Origin of the sequence: Sulfitobacter sp. CW3 (assembly GCF_019392245.1) — a bacterium.
Taxonomy (GTDB): Bacteria; Pseudomonadota; Alphaproteobacteria; order Rhodobacterales; family Rhodobacteraceae; genus Sulfitobacter.
The window spans coordinates 42526-59557 of sequence record NZ_JAHXRL010000007.1 but is presented as its reverse complement, the minus strand read 5'-3'; the positions used below and the strand labels follow the sequence as shown (position 1 = coordinate 59557).

The following is a 17032-nucleotide window of genomic DNA, read 5'->3' as shown; positions in this document are numbered from 1 at the left end:
CCCCATCCTGAATCAGGGAATTTACATGAAGTGCCCCGAAATTCCGTACCTGTCTAAAAGCCTCTGATCGCGGTGCCCACCCGTTGGAGCCGACATGCAAGAAAAGCCGCGGGTACTACTCTTTGTTGGCCAAAATGTCGTCCAACCGCAAAGCAACCTGAAATTCCAATGCACGAAACGGGTCATCCCAACCGCCAGTCAAGTCGCGCAGGGTCTGCAAACGTTGTCGCACCGTGTTGATATGAATTCCCAAGGAATCAGCTGTTCGGCGCGCGTTGAACTGATTTTCAAAGTAGCTGCGCATGGTCTGTTTCAGTTGGTTGCCTTGCTTGGGGCCGTGGTCCTGAATGGGCTGTAAAAGCGCGACGACATGGCGCGACAGGTCTTCTGCGTTCCTGCCTTCGAAAATGCGGGCAAACAGGCTGACTTCGTCATGGTCAAGGAACCGATGCAACGGTCGCATGGCGTGCAGAATGGCTGTACACTCGCGCAGGCTGGCGTAAAGGCTGGGCACACCGGCAAGGTTGCTCAGCGGGGCGGATTGCACGCCGCCGACGTGCCATTCTTCGCGCTGCCGGTTTAGCGCCGACAGAAAGGCACCAAGCGTTTCCGCTTTGGCAATCGCCAAAAATTCGCCGCCCAATTGATCTACCAATACTTCGTGCCGCGCCGCGCAGTCGCGCACAACCCGTTGCTGTTCTGTTTGATCCAGCCCCCAGAAACGGATCAATGCCAGCCTGACCGTATCGCCTGATCCAATGCCCAGCCGATCACGCAGCGCCTTGAGGCTCGCCTCGTCAGGTGGGGACACGTGGGTAAGGTGCCGGATCAAAGTGGACGTTGCAATAATCTGCTCGGCTTCTCTCTTTTCCGCCCAGAGTTTGGCAATTGCCAGTGCCACCGCAGAGCGTTCCAGATTTCGCACCTCGATTTCATCCAACTTGCCCGGACTGCAAATGACCAGCATTTCCCATTGTCGGGCACCCCCATGCAGGACGATAGCGCGGCATTCTTCTGTACCGGTGTCGGTCAGCATTTGCGCGCGCCCCGTCTGGACCGATCGTGTGCTGACCGGCGCAAGTCCTGCAATCCGGCGACGGTCTGCCCGGATGCGGTCCGCCAGTTCCCCCACATATTGGGTCGAGACGAATTCCTCCTGAACCCGTAGGGTGTGGTCATATAGAAAAATCGCACCGTCCACCTGGGTTGCCATACGCTGAAGGTATTGCCGCAGGTCAGCGCCCGAGGCCAACAGCGATGCCATTTCGTCATGGGTTTCGGCTGATGCTTCTACCCGTCCGATATAATCCAGCAAGGCGGTACGGCTTGCTTCGGCTTCGCTCAACGCTTCGGCTTGCACCTTGAAAGCGGCGGCGTTGCGCAACGCAACAGCCGCATGCAGTGCGAGTGAACCAAGAATCGACAACTCTCGCCCCCCAACGTCGTGTCGATAGCGGTAGGCGGCAAAAAGGAACCCGACAACTTCGTCCCCGACAAGCAATGGAAACCCAGTGAGGGAAACAATCCCTTCTTTCTTAAACATCATGTCGAGTTCCGCCAAATGGCAAAAACTGTCGTCATTCAGATAATCGGTGGTGTGAAAATAGCTTTTTGATCGCAAAATAGCGCCGACAAGTCCGTGTTCGACGTCACACCGCATGACCCGCGAGCCCGGCGATACGTGCCCTTCGATGTGGACGTTGCGAAATTCACTGGTTTCCGGTTCCTGCACGGTAACCCAAGCAAGATCCGCGCCAACAAGCGCGCGGGTCCGACGTACGATCAGGCGCATCAGGTCGTCCGCGCTTAGCGTGCCGCTTAGGTCGTGGCTGGTTTCGATCAACATGTTCAGACCATGTTCGACCACGGCCCGGTCCCGCAACTCGGTTCGTATCTTGGTCATCGCAAGGGTGATACGGTCGAAACTTTCGTGGCTGCCAGATTCAGCCGATACCACCCGCAAACTATCGAGCGCCTCTTCGAACTCGGCCCGGTTGGCACCGGCAGCGAGCGTTTCGAACACTTCTGTCAAAGAAGAAATCATATCGTTTGTCATCGCGGACCCCTCCCCAAGGTCCGCTGGCAAGATCACAGGGATATGGCGCGCGTGCAAGCGCGGGAGCGCCTAGTGAATCGCAGCGTGAAGGATGCGGGTTGCTGTCGCCTCCTCGCGCGGGAAATCAGCAACGATTGTGCCACTCTTGGCCACAAGAATTCGGTCTGACAAATCTAGAATTTCCGGCAAATAGGATGAGATCAATATCACGCCAGCGCCACTATCAGCAAAACTTCGGACAATGCGGCGAATTTCGGCAATTGCACCGATATCCACACCACGGGTCGGTTCGTCAAAGATGACCAGCCGCGGATTTTGCACAAGCGACTTGGCGATCACAACTTTTTGCTGATTACCACCAGACAAATATATGACCGATTTGTCGCCGTCGTCGCCCTGAATATCCAGCCGGGAGCGCCATTCATCTGCTGCCTTGCGCAATTGACTGCGCGGGAGCAGGATCCGGCGGCCTCGGAACTTGGCCAGCCATCCTAACCCGATGTTTCGCGCGGTGCTCATCGTGTCAAAGAAACCTTCCTGTTTACGATCCTCGCTTATGTAAGCGATGCCATCCGCGATGGCTTGGGATGGTACGGAATAGCGAATTTCCTGACCGTCCAGCCAGATGCGCCCACCACCGATATTGCGTTTGGTATGGCCTACGATCACTTTGGCGGCTTCGGTGCGGCCTGATCCGATTAGTCCCGCGATGCCCGTAATCTGACCCGGAAAAACGGAAAACGACATATTGTTCAGCATGCTTCCCATGCTCAGGTTTTCGACCTGCAACACCGGGGGGGTAGGGCCCGAAGGTCTGTGGATTGTTGTATTTCCGGTTTCCTCTAGATCATCACCGATCATGTGCCGGATCAATTTCGCACGGTCAAAATCGGCCGCGTCGCCCGTCGTAACCAGCCTGCCATTGCGTAGCACCGTAATGCGATCGGCGTGGTTCAACGCCTCTTCAAGCGCGTGACTGATAAAGATCATTGCCACGCCACGTTTCTGCAGGGACCGCATCAGATCAAAGAGATGATCCGTCTCTTCTGGCGTAAGGGCGGCAGTTGGTTCGTCCAATATGACCACCCGCGCCTCGTTCAGGACAGCACGTGCGATTTCAACCATCTGCCGCTTGGCAGTAGACAAAGTTCCAGCCAGTTGGGACGGGTCGACCTTGAAATTCAAGCTCTGCAACACCTGCCGTGCTGCGTTTCGAACCTGCCGCACCGAATTGAACGGCCGCTCACGCCCCAAGACCATATTCTGGGCGACGGTCAGCTGCGGCACGAGGCTGGTCTCTTGATAGACCATAGCGATCCCTCGTGCGGTGGCATCTTTTGGGTTGGCGAATTTTACGTCCTCTCCGTCAATCTGGATAGTGCCGCTTGTTGGCCGAGTCACACCCGCAATCAACTTGCACAGGGTCGATTTTCCAGCTCCGTTTTCCCCAGCAAGGGCGTGAATTTCCCCCGCGTACAGGTCAAAGTCTGCACCTTCCAAAGCAGCAATCCCGCCATAAATCTTGGCAGCCCCTTTGACTTTGACGATTGCCTGTCCACTCATTCCTGTACCTCCATCCGCAGCAATTCGCCCGTGCCAAGGCACACTGCGATCATCGCCCCTTGCCACATTATTGCCTCGGCAATTGCATGCCGCGCGCCATTGGCACGGGAATGGGCAGAACCGATAGGGCGTAGTTGTTCATCCAGTTCGATTACCAGCCCGTATGAAAACGAAGGTGCCCAGGCCTTAACTTCGCCAAACAAGCGGGTAGCCCCCATTTCGATTGGGAAATCATGGCTGAAGCCGGGGTCAGAACGCGGGGCGATCCAGTGCGCAGGCGCGATGGTGGACTTCATCTCGTCCACAAAGGCGCGCTCTGTCTTGAGAAATTCGATCAGCGGATCACGCCGCGCAAGGCAGGACAACAGATATCCCCTCGGGGTGGGCCGCAGACGCCCCAAGTAGCCGGGCAGGCCCAAACGAAGTATGTGGCCAGTCGCATCCGTGATGCACGCACGCTCCATCTGGGTGATCAACAAGCCACCCTTACCTGCACATAACCCCGCAGGTGCGTGCAAGCCGTCGACCAGCACGTCGCGTGACCCGTTGCTGGTCAGGCTTACAAGTGAACCTTGCATCGTATCGTCCCACGCGGCCCGGGCCAAACTGTCGTCATCTGGATGGCCCCCGCCGTCGAGTATCAAAAGCTCGCTCTCGGATTTGAACATCGCGTCCGTCGCCGCCGCAACACCGGTTTCATCGGGCCAGCTTGCTACGACATCAAAGTTTGGCGCGAGGACAACAAGCGCGCCGCCACTGCACACGATTGCTATCTTTCCGTCAGGCGACGTGCAAAGCGTTCGGATTGGGGCAGCGGCACGGTGGATCACTTCGCCTTCGGCCTGCCAGTCTGCAATACGCCTAAGATCACGCCCCTGTGCAACCAAAAGCGCCCCATCCGACGCAATAGCAATGGCACATGCGCCGGGTGCTGGCCTACCTTCGGCGTCTTCGAGCAGGGTATTTGGGCCCAACACCCCTTCCAGTGTCATGGTCGGAGGGTTCTTTGCGGCGCGGCGAAACAAGTTCATCACTTTTGCCCCCAATAGCTGTCAGGCCCAGTCCAACCATTGTCCACATCGGGTAGATCCAGACGACCGATCTTGTTGTTTGTCACCCCGCCCAGATACAGCGCGCCTTTGTGCTCGCGCATCGACGTGATCATGTACAGCGGCCCGTCAGGACGATCCCAAAACGCGTCCACGATACTGCCTGCGCTGTCCAGTTTCAGTACCCCACCGATATTGAGGTTTCCGAACAGCCAGTTTGTTGGTGGCACCCGGCGGGTCATCCGGCGCCGAACGTTTGGGTGCTTCATTGCCAGATCAATGACCGGATTGCGCATCCCTGCCAGCGCCAGCCAATACCCGCCGTCTGATGCGCGGTTGATGTTATCGGGATAACCCGGCAACCCGCTGACCAATACACGCGGACCAGCGGCAAGGTCTTGCAGATCAAAGGCTAGGATGGAACATTCCCATGTCGAGGCCACAAGCAAATGGCGCCGGTCATGGGCAAGGCATACGCCGTTGGGGAACACAAGATTGTCACAGACAGTCCGGGTCCGACCACTGCGCGGATCGTATGACAGCAGGCGCCCGTTCGGGCGACCTTCGAGCAAATCCATAGCCCAGTTTTCCATATCGTAACGTTTGGTCGCGTCGGTAAAATAAATCATCCCGTCGGGGGCAATATCCAGATCGTCAGCCATACGGATTGTCGTGTCATCCTGCACCGAAATCAGGCTGCGTCCGGTTTGATCGCTTAGCAATTCGTGGGTTCCGTCCATGGAAACTCGGACAAGGCCCATGCCGGCAACGCAGGTCACGATCCGACCCTCTTGATCAAACGCCAGCCCTAGCGGGCGACCGCCGATTTTCGCCAATGTTCGGGCATGCAGATGGTCGGGGGCGTCGAACCGCACGATCCGTCCGTCGCGTGTCCCGCAATACAGATTGCCTTGCACATCGAGTATCACGTCTTCGGGGCCGTCGATCTCGCCCGCGCCAAGGATCGTAGCATCGGCAAGTTTAGGCGCAATCTGGTCCGGCATCAGGCCTTCGGCACCCTGTACCGGCTCTGGTACGCGCTTGACAGGATCCAGATAGGACGAGGCGACCAGACGGTGCAGGTTTTTCTTGAAACGCACATCAATGGCGAGGATCGACAAGATGATGAACCCTTGGGTGAACTGAACCAAGTCACCGCGAAACCCTGCGTTGATCATGGCATTGTTAAGGAAATAGATGGTGGCAAAGCCGATCAGTACCGACACCACCGCACCGCGCCCTGGCGTAAACCCCCCAAGGCCTAGGACCAGCGCCGTCAGTAGAAAAAACTCCATGCCGATACCGGTGTCGGAGCCGACGCTATTTTGCCGCGCAGCATAAAGAAACCCGGCTAGCCCCACCAGCGCACCTGCCATAATATAAGCAAGAAACACCGTCCGCTTGACCTGAATGCCGCCATTGCGCGCGGCCTTTCGGTTTCCACCAACGGCCAGCAGGTGCCAGCCAAAGCGGCTTTGACGGTACATGAAAAAGACCGCGATACTGACGACAACAAGCGCCCAGAACCCTACGGGCATTCCCGCAAACCGTTCAAACCCGATGTAATCCCATGCCGCATCGATCCTGGCACTTGCCGAAATTTCGACCAGCTGCGACTGCGACGCCAATGTATAAAGCCCGCGGATCGTAATCATGGTGCCCAGCGTGGTCAGCAGCGCACCACAACCCAACAGCCCGGCCAGCGTCCCGTTCACTGTACCGATCACCGCGCCTGTCATTACCGACATTGGCAGCACGGCCCAGACAGAAAGCTCTAGAATGTGAAATCCAAACAGCGCGACAAAGGCGGTCATCGCGAAATTGGAACCGATAGACAGATCGATCCCGCCCGCCGCAACGACGATGAGCAATGCAAGAACCACGATCCCGGCATCGGGTGCATATTGGGCCATGGTCCGCAGGTTCCCGGATGAAAAGAAACCGTCCGTTGTCGAAAGGATGGTTATGACCACCACAAGGAAAGCGAGAAACGGAATCGCGCTTTCGATCCATCCACGTGACAGAACATCCGAAAAAATGCGCCGAGGCGACAGCACGAAGCGCGGCACATGCTGACGCGGCAATGCCGCGAAATCAAGGTGCTCGACGATGGCCGGACGGTGCACTGCCCCGTCCGGCTGAGGTTTTACGAGTTGGGTCACCTTTGGCTCACATCTTCCAGCAAAGGCCTGCGTCATAATCGGCGCCGCCTTTAATGACCTTGAGCGGTGATTCAGCAATCATCATGCCGCTTTCATTGCGCGCACCTTGCAAGACCAGATCGATCAGCGTTCCCGCATCACGGCCTTGCCCGTCCGCGTCATAGCTCCATACCCGATCCAGAATACCGTCTTCGATAGCTTTGCAGGTCACGGCATCGCCGCCGCCTGTGGCATAAACCAGAACGTCATCGGCCTTGCCCGCGTCATTGACAGCGTTGCCTGCACCCATTGTGTGAACATCCCAATGCCCAAAGATCGCGCATAGATCGGGATTTTGTTGCAAGACAGTCGACGTGATCTGACGCGCTTTTTCGGGTTCCCAGTCGGATGCTTGGTTTGATACCACCTCGATCCCGCCTGCTTCAAAGACGGCAAAGGCGGCTTCGTTCATGATGACACTATCCGCAGCGGTTAACTGGCCCGGGATCACGGCAACCTTGCCGGACTTCCCACTGCCTGCGCCACATTCCTTGACGATGTCTTCTGCAATCTCACGCCCGATGCGTTCCCAATTGGCACCGACAAACGCGGTCGAGGATTGGTTTGATTGCAGATTGATTTGTAGTACCGGAATACCCTGCTGTTCCGCCTGCCGGATCTGGCGCGCGAGCAACTGCACAGTTGGGTTATGAACAACCAGCATGTCCGGCTTGTCGGCAATCGCCTTGGCCAGCAGTTCGGACATGATAGACGTGTTGAACGCAGCATCGCGCACGTCGATCGTATAGCCATGAACCTGTGCATGCTCGCGCATCCGTCGCGCCCATCCTTCGGTCAGGGAAATACCCATGGTAATGGGCACAAAGATCACCCGCTTGCCTTCGATATTATTGTCTGCCGTTGCGGTTTGACCCGTCATCAACGCTGCCACTGTGGCCAGACCCGTGGCAATTTTTCTCATACTCGTCTTCATCTGTTTCTCCTCCTCTGATGGTAATTTTTATAGATCGCCCACTGTGTCAGTCTCGATGTCACGCGGGTTCAGAAAATTCTCGGTCGCAATGGCAACCAGCAGCACGATGCCCTTGATCACGTCCTGGGTCTGCGTCGTGACATTCATCAAGGTCATGCCGTTGCGCAGAACGGCAATCAGCGCGACACCAAGGATGATATTGCGTAGACCACCACGCCCCCCGCGCAGCGGGATGCCTCCCAGCACGACCACAAGGATCACATCGAACAGCAGTGACCCATTGGTCACCATCCGGAAATCGACAGCCCCGCTGGCTGATGAAATGAGCAAACCCGCCAACATCGCCATAAGCGCGGCCCAGACGTAGATCACCACCGTTACCGGGCGCACCGGCAGGCCGGACAAGCGTGCAGCGGCAAAATTGTCGCCCATTGCGTAAATGATCTCTCCGACGATGGTGCGGCTTAGCAGTACCCAGGTCGCAACCAGAACCACCGCCGTGACGACGATCGGCACCGATATGCCCGGAAGAATATCGGTGGTTAGGATTTGCACGGCCGAATTGCTTTTGGGAAGCAACAGCATGAATTCACCCTGAAGGATCGCAAAGCGAAACAGCCCCATGATCACCATGGCCGAAGCCAGCGTTGCCAGCATCGCTGGCAATTCCGCAAAGGCGATAAGCCACGCGTTGACCATTCCGACCGTGATCATAGCCGCCGCCGTTATCAGCAGCGCCAAACCGCCGGGCAGCCCTGCTTCGATCCCTGACGCATAGGTCGTCGCCCCCGCGACCATGACCGCGATGATCGACAGGTCGAGCCCCCGAGAGATGATGACAACCGCCATCCCGCAACTGAGAATTGCCAAGGGTGTGGAGTTGGACAGGATCACCGACAGGTTGCCAAGCGTCGCAAACCCGTCGACTAGAATAGCAAAGGCAATAATAAGCGCGACATTAACCCCCAGCACCACAACTTCGAGAATGTTGCGCTGGCCAAGCATTTTGCCAATAGCGTCCGTGATAAGGGTCACGAAACTGCGCCTGCGGCATGTTTGAAGTAGCGCCCAAGCGCGTTAACGTAATGCAAAATTATTCCCCCCATCCCGCTATTCCAGCGAGTTAACTCAACGCTAAGCGAAAGCGGGGAAACCGCATATATCGGTGTATTACATATTCATAACAACTTTATATTGCAGTCGCACATAAGTGTCGAAGACCCGTTTCTGAAAAGGATCAGCGACGAGTCTTTGTTATGAATGCACGCGCGGGCCAAAGGCACTGTCCTTTACCGAAGCCGTAACTTGCGCGGCTTCTACCGGGGGAACCGGTTAGGTCTGCGATCTGAACACTGAATTTGGCAATTCTTGTGTGCCTTTTGCACATTGAGTCACGTTTGCCCGAACCTAGACTGAACCGATCTGAAAAGATGCGAATGAGTATGGGGGGAGAACATGATGACTTTTACACGAGGAATGGCAGCTGCAACGGTTCTGGCATTTGGAGCCGGTCTGGCGCATGCGGCTGAAACGGAACAGCCCGTGGAAACCGAGCTGGCAGAAAACTGCGCAGGGCTGGTGGGTGTTGCAATACCCGCCGAGACGATCGGCTTGGCGACTTCGGGTGGCGAGGTGTCAACAGCCGAACTGGTCGCGGCAAGCGGAGAGGGCTTTGCATCGGTTCCTATGCACTGCCTTGTTGGAGGCAACATTCATCCGCACGATCCCGACGCGCCGGACATCCGGTTCAATCTTGCCCTGCCAGCCAGCTGGAATACCAAGGCATTGATGCTTGGTGGCGGCGGGTTCAATGGTACGACCCCCAATATAACCGGTAACCTGCCTGCTGGACCCGCTGATCAGCCGCTGCCACTGGCACGCGGCTATGCAGTTTTTGGCAGCGACTCGGGACATCAGGCTAATGATCTTGGCTCGCAAGACGGCTCCTTTGCGCTTAACGAAGAAGCTGCACGGAACTTCGGCGGCGACGCATTGAAAAAGACCCGCGATGCAGCTGTTTTTCTCATTCAGCGGCACTACGGCGTCGAGAAAATCGACAAAACCTATTTTGCTGGCGGATCGACGGGCGGTCGCGAGGCTCTTGCGGCAATTACCCGCTGGCCCGATGATTGGGATGGCGCTGTGGCCTGGTACCCGGCCTGGAACGACGTGGCTGCACTGCTCTTTGGTCAGCGGGTCAGTCGTGCGCTCGCTGAACCCGGCGCATATCTTGATACACCTGAACGTCAGCTGATCTTTGACGCAGCGCTTGCCGCCTGTGACGGGCTTGACGGGGTAGAGGACGGACTGGTTAGTAATCAAACCCTATGCAACGCGACGTTTGATCCCCGCACTGCTGAATTTGAGGGGAAACCGGTGTTGTGTGCGGATGGTGCGGCATCGAACATGGTGTGTCTGACGGATGCTCAAGTAACCGCGCTGGAAACCATGAACACATCGGCACGGTTCAATTTCCCGCTCGCCAGCGGAGAGACCCAGTATCCTGGCTACAACGTCTGGGGCTCTGATCTGGGCATCACATCGAGAGAAGCGGCAGTGCAGCCGATCATCACATTCCTCGCTTTAGGCACCACGCAGCCCAAGCAGCCGATCGCCCGATCAACGCCCTACATCAGTTTGCTGCTAGATCAGTGGATCAAATATTCGGTGACCCGCGACCCCGAGTTCGATTCCCTAACCCTAGATCCCGAAAACCCCGGCGCTTGGGCGATGCGGATTAGCGAGCTGAGCACTCTGCTGGATACGCGGGTTGACCTCGCCCCCTTTGCGGAAAACGGCGGTAAGCTATTGCTTGCGCACGGGCTGTCTGACGTTTTGGTCAGCACACGGGCGACACAGCAATATTACCTGCGGCTACAATATGAAATGATGCCGGAAAAGGTAGATGCGTTCGCCCGGTATTACGAGGTTCCGGGCTATGGGCACGCCATCAGTTCCGATTTCAACGCAACATGGGATTCTCTTTCAGCCCTGGAAAATTGGGTTGAAAAAGACGAAGCACCGGAAAATCAGATCGTAACAGATACAGTCGGTGTGCCGGGCCGGACGCGGCCGATGTGTGACTACCCTGCTTGGCCACGTTATGTGGGTACCGGCGACATCAATGATGCCGCAAATTTCGTATGCGCCAACTGAACCGTTAGGCAATACGGGTAAGCGCTGCAGTCAGCCGGTGTCAGTTGTTTCTGGCACCGGTTAAATTTTGGGGCTGTCCGCTTTGCGGACCTAGCCGGCCTGGGACTGTTGCGTTAACCGATCAATGCTGACGAATTCTGATCTGGTAGTCACCTATGCTGCGAGCCCAAACAAGTTTTGAACGAAGGTAATCTGACCTTGAACGCCTGGTAGTCGATTGTGGATGTGTCCGTTTTTGATTGTTCTGATCGTCTCCATGCTTTGCAAAGTCGCTTTCGCAGATCGCAGAGATCGAAAGCTTTGCCGATATCCCAACAACCATTTTAGCGCGGCATGATCGCTCTCAACCCGATTGTTGAGGTATTTGCGATCAACGTGGGTGATGTAATCGAAATGGGGGTCATACCGGTGGTTAATTTCGCGGATCACCTTAGGGTAAGTGGGGGCTTTGTCGGTGCAGATTGATACAGGACGATGCAGGCGTACCCGCTCGATGGCCTTGTTTAGAAAGGCTTTGGCCGCTTTGGCATCGCGTCGGGCAGTCAACCTAAAATCCACCAGCTGCCCCTTCGCATCAATCGCACGCCATAAGTAACGCCACTTGCCACCTACCCGGATATAGGTCTCGTCAACATGCCAGTCCTGGCTTGAACGACCCAAATGCTGTTCTGTCCGTTTGGACAGTTCGGGACCAAACTTCTGAACCCAACGAAAAACTGTCGAACGATCAACGTTGAGACCACGCTCAGCGAGAAGATCAGCCACATCTTGGTATGAAAGCGGGTATCGCAAATACATTCGGACGGCGCACAAAATGATTACTGCCGGAAACCGATGACGCTTGAATAGCTGTTTACTTGGCATAATGGCCCCGTTTCACAACAATAATCGCAAAATTTCGCCGGTTAATGCAACAGTCCCGTCGCGGTTCAGATACCGCTCACACATATCGGTTGGAATAATTATGGAGCGAAAATATCTTGATCAAACCCAACCAACTGCGTGGCAATACCCCCCGATGCTATTAGGGAAACATGGCAGATCGAGTGACATAATTAAATCAATAGTGCTTCTAAACACATCCCATAATCCTTCTGTCCGAAGAGCTTCTCGCGCTTTTCTAAAGAGGAAGCATTGAACAAGCCTTGATTGAAAGCAATCTCGCCGGGGCTGCCAGTTTCTCTGGCCTCGGATGGTGCTTAAACTGCGGCGTCTGCAGCTCCGCCTCGGTGAGGTTTATATCTGGATGGAATGGTCGTGAAGGCTTAATGTAGCCTACGCAGTTGCAGTCATCCCACCATTATTCCATCCTTTCACTGGCATTGCCCGATGTAGCGAACTAAGCACACGCCACCTACCCAGATGACGCTGGCCCCTTGCTTGCTGCAGCAGGCCAGACAATAAAGCAAAGGACTCTGCTATGCCCCCCAAATTCGGAACCAGCGGCCTGCGTGGGCTTGTTACTGAACTTACGCCCGACCTTATCGGTTTTCACGTCAAGGCCTTTATCGCGTCTTGCCCTATCGGAAATGGCATCTGGATCGGGCGGGATTTGCGGGGGTCATCGCCTGCAATCTCGAAGATGGTGGCGGATGCTGCTCGCGCAATGGGGGTGCAGGTCACGGATGCGGGGGCTGTGCCGACGCCTGCTTTGGCGTTGGCCTCGATGAACGCTGGGTGTGCAGCCGTGATGGTGACGGGTAGTCATATTCCGGATGATCGGAATGGCATGAAATTCTATACCCCCGAGGGCGAGATCACCAAAGCTCATGAGGCCGCTATTCTGGCCAACCTTGATGCGCGCGCCCCCCACAAAGGCCCTGAGCCGATTACCAATACGACGGCAGAGGCTGCTTATATCGCGCGCTATACCAGCGCCTATGGCACAGCGCTGGCGGGCATGCGTATCGGGGTTTACAGCCATTCCGCTGTGGGGCGCGATTTGATGATTAATCTGCTGGCCCAGCTGGGTGCGCAAATCACTGAACTCGGTCGTGCCGCGCATTTCGTGCCCGTGGATACCGAGGCCGTGCCTGAAGACGTGCGCGCGCAGCTGCGCGATTGGGCCAGCAGCCATCCGCTGGATGCGGTTGTGTCTACCGATGGCGATGGCGACCGGCCCTTGGTCGCGGATGCTACGGGCAACATAGTGCCGGGTGATGTGTTGGGGCAAATCACGGGTGCCGCTCTTGGTGCGCAGGTCGCCGTCACGCCTGTATCGTCAAACTCAGGGGCTGAGCAGGTTTTTGACCGCGTTATCCGCACCAAGATCGGATCGCCCTTTGTGATCGCGGGTATGGAAACGGTCACGGGGCGCGTCGTGGGGTACGAGGCAAACGGCGGATTCCTGTTGGGCTATGATGCAAGCGGACCGGCAGGGCAGTTGCCAGCCCTGATGACCCGCGATGCCGTGCTGCCGATCCTAGCCAGCTTGATGGCAGCCAAATCGGCGGGCAGTCTGGCCGCCGCCGTTGCCAACCAGCCCCCACGTTTCACGGCTTCGGACCGCTTGCAGGGTGTCGCCACTGAGGAGGCGCAAGCCTTTATCGCCGACCTGAGCACGCAAGACGGTACCCGCGCTGATTTCCTGAAGAAGTTTAACCTGACCGAGGTCGCAATTGACCGGACGGACGGCTTGCGGATGATCTGCGCAGGTGACCGCATCGTGCACCTGCGTCCCTCTGGCAACGCGCCAGAACTACGGTTCTATACGGAAGCGGATAGCGCTGCAGCCGCAGAAGCCTTGCTGAAGCAAGGATTAGAAACCTTGCGCGCTCAGATGATGGGGTAGCGGGCTAAACTTCATCGACTTGAGGATAAATCCCAACCTTAAAAATCAAAACCCCGTAGCTTTCGTCTAATTTATCCCAAATCTGTCGCGTCGCTGCGGGCAGCAAAGCTCGCGCACAAGCTCCGGCTTAAGTGTCAGCACCCCTCCGACGCGTTTAGAGCTACCCCGTGGCGTCAATCTTCTTATCATCCCTATTCCGCGTAATCCGTGCGATCATCACAAAGAAGAACGGCACGAACAAAACGCCCAGCACGGTCGCCGCGATGGTGCCGGACAGCACGCCGCTGCCGATGGCTGTGCGACCGCCGGAACCCGCGCCACTGCTCAGGACCAGTGGCAGTACCCCCAGAGAGAACGCCATTGAAGTCATAATGATAGGACGGAACCGTTGTTTTGCGGCGTCGAGGGCGGCGTTGATGATGCTTTCACCCTCTTCTCGACGGTCGCGGGCGAATTCCACGATCAGGATCGCGTTTTTGCCGGTCAGGCCGATCACTGTCAGCAGGCCGACCTGAAAGAAGACACCGTTTTCAAACCCGCCGAGATAGGCTCCGGACAAGGCACCGAGAACACCAATCGGCATGGCAAGCATGACCGCAAAGGGGATTGACCAGCTTTCGTAGAGCGCGGCCAGTGACAGGAAGATCGCAGCCAGCGACAGGGCATAAAGCAACGGCGCCTGATTGCCGGATTCCTGTTCTTCAAGCGACAAACCTGTTGGGGCGATGACAAAACCGGGCGGCAAATCTTGGGCAAGCCGGACCAGTTCGGCAAGACCCTCGCCGGTGCTGGTACCGGGGGCTGAGGAGCCTTGCAGTTGCATTGCTGGCACACCGTTATAGCGGTTCACACCTTGAGGGCCGAAGGTCCAGTTGGCCTCGGTGAAGTTTGAGAACGGAACCAGCCCGCCGCTGGCATTCCGCACGCGCCATTTTTGCAGGTCGGAGGGCAACGCGCGGGCGTCAGCCTCGCCTTGGACATAGACGCGCTTGATCCGGCCCTCGTCGATGAAATCGTTCACATAACGGCCGGCCCAGGCGATGGTCAGCAGATTGCCCACGTCGCTGGCGGTCACGCCCATCGCGCCGGCACGACGCCAGTCGATATCAAGGTTGAACTGCGCTGCGTCCTCTAGCCCGCTGGGGCGAAGCGAGGCGATCAACGGGCTTTGCGCTGCGGCACCGAGCAGTTGGTTGCGCGCATCCAAAAGCTGTTCATGGGTCTGCCCGCCACGCGCCTGAAGGTAGAAATCAAAACCGGACACGTTGCCAAGCTCGATCACCGAAGGCGGCACAACAGGGAACACCTGCGCGTCTTTGATCTGACTGAAGGCACCAAATGCACGGCCCGCCAGCGCCTTGGCGCTGAGGTTTGGCGTGGTGCGTTCTTCCCAATCTTTGAGGCGCACAAAGACAAGGCCAAGGTTCTGCCCTTGCCCCGCAAAGCTGAACCCGACAACGCCAAAGACGGATTGAACCATATCGCCTTCTTGGTCGAGATAGTAATTCTCGACCTGTTTGACCACGTCGAGGGTGCGGTCGGCGGTGGCACCTGTCGGGGTTTGTATGAGGGTAAATAGAATGCCCTGATCCTCGTCCGGGAGGAAACCTTGCGGTGTGCGCAGGAACAGCGCGCCCATGGCGGCGATGATCGCCAGATAGAAGATGCCGCTGATGAACGGATGACGCACGATGCCGCCAACAAGCCCGGCATAGCCGCCGCGCAGCTTGTCAAATCCGGTGTTGAACCACTTGAACGGCCCCCGCTTTTGATCGTGCTTTTTCGCCTTAAGCAACGTCGCACACAGCGCGGGTGTCAGCGTCAGCGCCACCACGACCGACAGCGTCATTGCCGAGATGATCGTAACCGCAAACTGCTTGTAAATCACCCCCGTAGAGCCGGGGAAAAACGCGACCGGTACGAACACGGCGGACAGCACAACGGCAATGCCCACCAGCGCGCCGGTGATCTGGTCCATCGATTTGCGCGTCGCCTCGACCGGGCCAAGGCCTTCTTGCTCCATGATCCGTTCGACGTTTTCGACGACTACAATCGCGTCATCCACAAGCAGACCGATTGCCAGCACCATGGCAAGCATTGTCAGCGTGTTGATCGAAAATCCGAGCACGGCCATCACGCCGAATGTGCCTAACAGAACCACAGGTACCGCCAGTGTCGGGATCAAAGTTGCACGGAAATTCTGCAAGAACAGGTACATCACAAGGAACACAAGAATGATCGCTTCGATCAGTGTCTTGATCACCTCTTCGATCGAGATTGTGACGAAAGGCGTCGTGTCAAAAGGCACAACATAGGTCACGCCTTCGGGGAAGAACTGCGCCAGCTCATCCATCCGGCTCTCGACCGCATTTGCCGTGTCCAGCGCGTTAGCACCCGGTGCCAGACTGATCGCCATGCCTGTCGACGGGTTGCGGTTAAAGCGTGATACCGTGGCATAGCTTTCGGCGCCGATCTCGACACGGGCCACGTCATTGACCAGAACCAGACCACCGTCGGTTTCGGCGCGCAACACGATCTGGCGGAAATCCTCGGGCGTGCGCAGCAAGGATTGCGCTGTGATCGTCGCCGAAAGCTGTTGCCCCTCGATCGAAGGGCGCGACCCAAAGGCCCCGGCAGAGATTTGCGCGTTCTCGGCAGATACGGCGGCGACGACGTCAGATGGTGTTAGTTCGAACGCGGCCAGCTTGGCCGGATCAAGCCAGATGCGCATGGCGTATTGCGCACCAAAGACCCGCACGCTGCCAACGCCGTCGACCCGGCTAAGTTCGTTAACAAGGTTGGTGGTCAGATAATCGCCAAGGTCAGTGGCATCCAGCTTACCATCTTCGGAGATCAGCGAGATCACCATCAAGAATCCGGCTGACGATTTTTGAACCGTCACACCCTGCCGTTGCACCGTTTCGGGCAGCAGCGCAGTGGCCTGCGCCAGTTTGTTTTGCACTTGGACTTGGGCAATGTCGGGATCAGTACCCGTCTCGAACGTCAGGGTCACGCTGGCGCTGCCCGACGACGTCGAACTGGACGAGATATAGCGCAGACCGTCCAGCCCCGTCATCTGCTGTTCGATGACCTGTGTCACCGTATTGGCCACGGTATCAGCCGATGCACCCGGATAGACGGCATTAACCGAAACTGTCGGTGGCGCTATCTGCGGATATTGCGCCACGGGAAGCGACAGGATTGAAAGCACCCCGATGCCCATGATGAAGATCGCAATGACCCAAGCAAAAATCGGGCGGTCGATGAAAAAGCGGGCCATGG

The 17032-nt window shown here is 57.0% G+C and carries 10 protein-coding genes; 2 read left to right on the top strand and 8 right to left on the bottom strand.

What is annotated here, in order from left to right:
- Positions 1–115 precede the first annotated feature (115 nt).
- The 6 genes from KZZ06_RS15375 to KZZ06_RS15350 all read right to left on the bottom strand — a co-directional run bounded on the left by KZZ06_RS15375 (position 116) and on the right by KZZ06_RS15350 (position 8838).
- Positions 116–2056, bottom strand: coding sequence for a helix-turn-helix domain-containing protein (locus tag KZZ06_RS15375; RefSeq protein WP_219581012.1), 1941 nt, complete (start codon positions 2054–2056; stop codon positions 116–118).
- Between the two features lie 69 nt (positions 2057–2125).
- Positions 2126–3619 carry a sugar ABC transporter ATP-binding protein gene (locus KZZ06_RS15370; RefSeq protein ID WP_219581011.1) on the bottom strand — a complete coding sequence of 498 codons (1494 nt, stop codon included), beginning with the start codon at positions 3617–3619 and terminating at the stop codon, positions 2126–2128.
- Positions 3616–4611, bottom strand: a complete 996-nt coding sequence (locus KZZ06_RS15365; RefSeq protein ID WP_219581010.1) for a hypothetical protein — start codon at positions 4609–4611, stop codon at positions 3616–3618. The genes KZZ06_RS15370 and KZZ06_RS15365 overlap by 4 nt, the downstream gene beginning before the upstream one ends.
- 38 nt (positions 4612–4649) lie before the next feature.
- Positions 4650–6830, bottom strand: coding sequence for an SMP-30/gluconolactonase/LRE family protein (locus KZZ06_RS15360; RefSeq protein WP_219581009.1), 2181 nt, complete (start codon positions 6828–6830; stop codon positions 4650–4652).
- A 7-nt stretch (positions 6831–6837) separates the two neighbouring features.
- Positions 6838–7803 (bottom strand): sugar ABC transporter substrate-binding protein, encoded by a 966-nt coding sequence (locus tag KZZ06_RS15355; RefSeq protein WP_219581008.1) that lies wholly within the window; start codon positions 7801–7803, stop codon positions 6838–6840.
- A gap of 27 nt (positions 7804–7830) precedes the next feature.
- The gene (locus KZZ06_RS15350) at positions 7831–8838 is read right to left on the bottom strand and encodes an ABC transporter permease (protein ID WP_219581007.1); all 1008 of its coding nucleotides are present in this window, start codon (positions 8836–8838) and stop codon (positions 7831–7833) included.
- Positions 8839–9258: 420 nt separating this feature from the next.
- On the opposite strand from KZZ06_RS15350, the gene KZZ06_RS15345 reads away from it, so the two are divergent.
- Positions 9259–10959, top strand: a complete 1701-nt coding sequence (locus KZZ06_RS15345) for a tannase/feruloyl esterase family alpha/beta hydrolase (protein ID WP_219581006.1) — start codon at positions 9259–9261, stop codon at positions 10957–10959.
- A 153-nt stretch (positions 10960–11112) separates the two neighbouring features.
- Here the strand turns inward: KZZ06_RS15345 and KZZ06_RS15340 are convergent, their stop codons facing one another.
- Positions 11113–11823: an IS6 family transposase gene (locus tag KZZ06_RS15340; protein WP_219581005.1), complete on the bottom strand. Its 711-nt coding sequence runs from the start codon at positions 11821–11823 to the stop codon at positions 11113–11115.
- A gap of 556 nt (positions 11824–12379) precedes the next feature.
- Between KZZ06_RS15340 and KZZ06_RS15335 the strand changes: the two genes are divergently transcribed.
- The gene (locus tag KZZ06_RS15335; RefSeq protein WP_219581004.1) at positions 12380–13750 is read left to right on the top strand and encodes a phosphomannomutase; all 1371 of its coding nucleotides are present in this window, start codon (positions 12380–12382) and stop codon (positions 13748–13750) included.
- Between the two features lie 160 nt (positions 13751–13910).
- Here the strand turns inward: KZZ06_RS15335 and KZZ06_RS15330 are convergent, their stop codons facing one another.
- The gene (locus KZZ06_RS15330) at positions 13911–17030 is read right to left on the bottom strand and encodes an efflux RND transporter permease subunit (protein ID WP_219581003.1); all 3120 of its coding nucleotides are present in this window, start codon (positions 17028–17030) and stop codon (positions 13911–13913) included.
- Positions 17031–17032 lie beyond the last annotated feature (2 nt).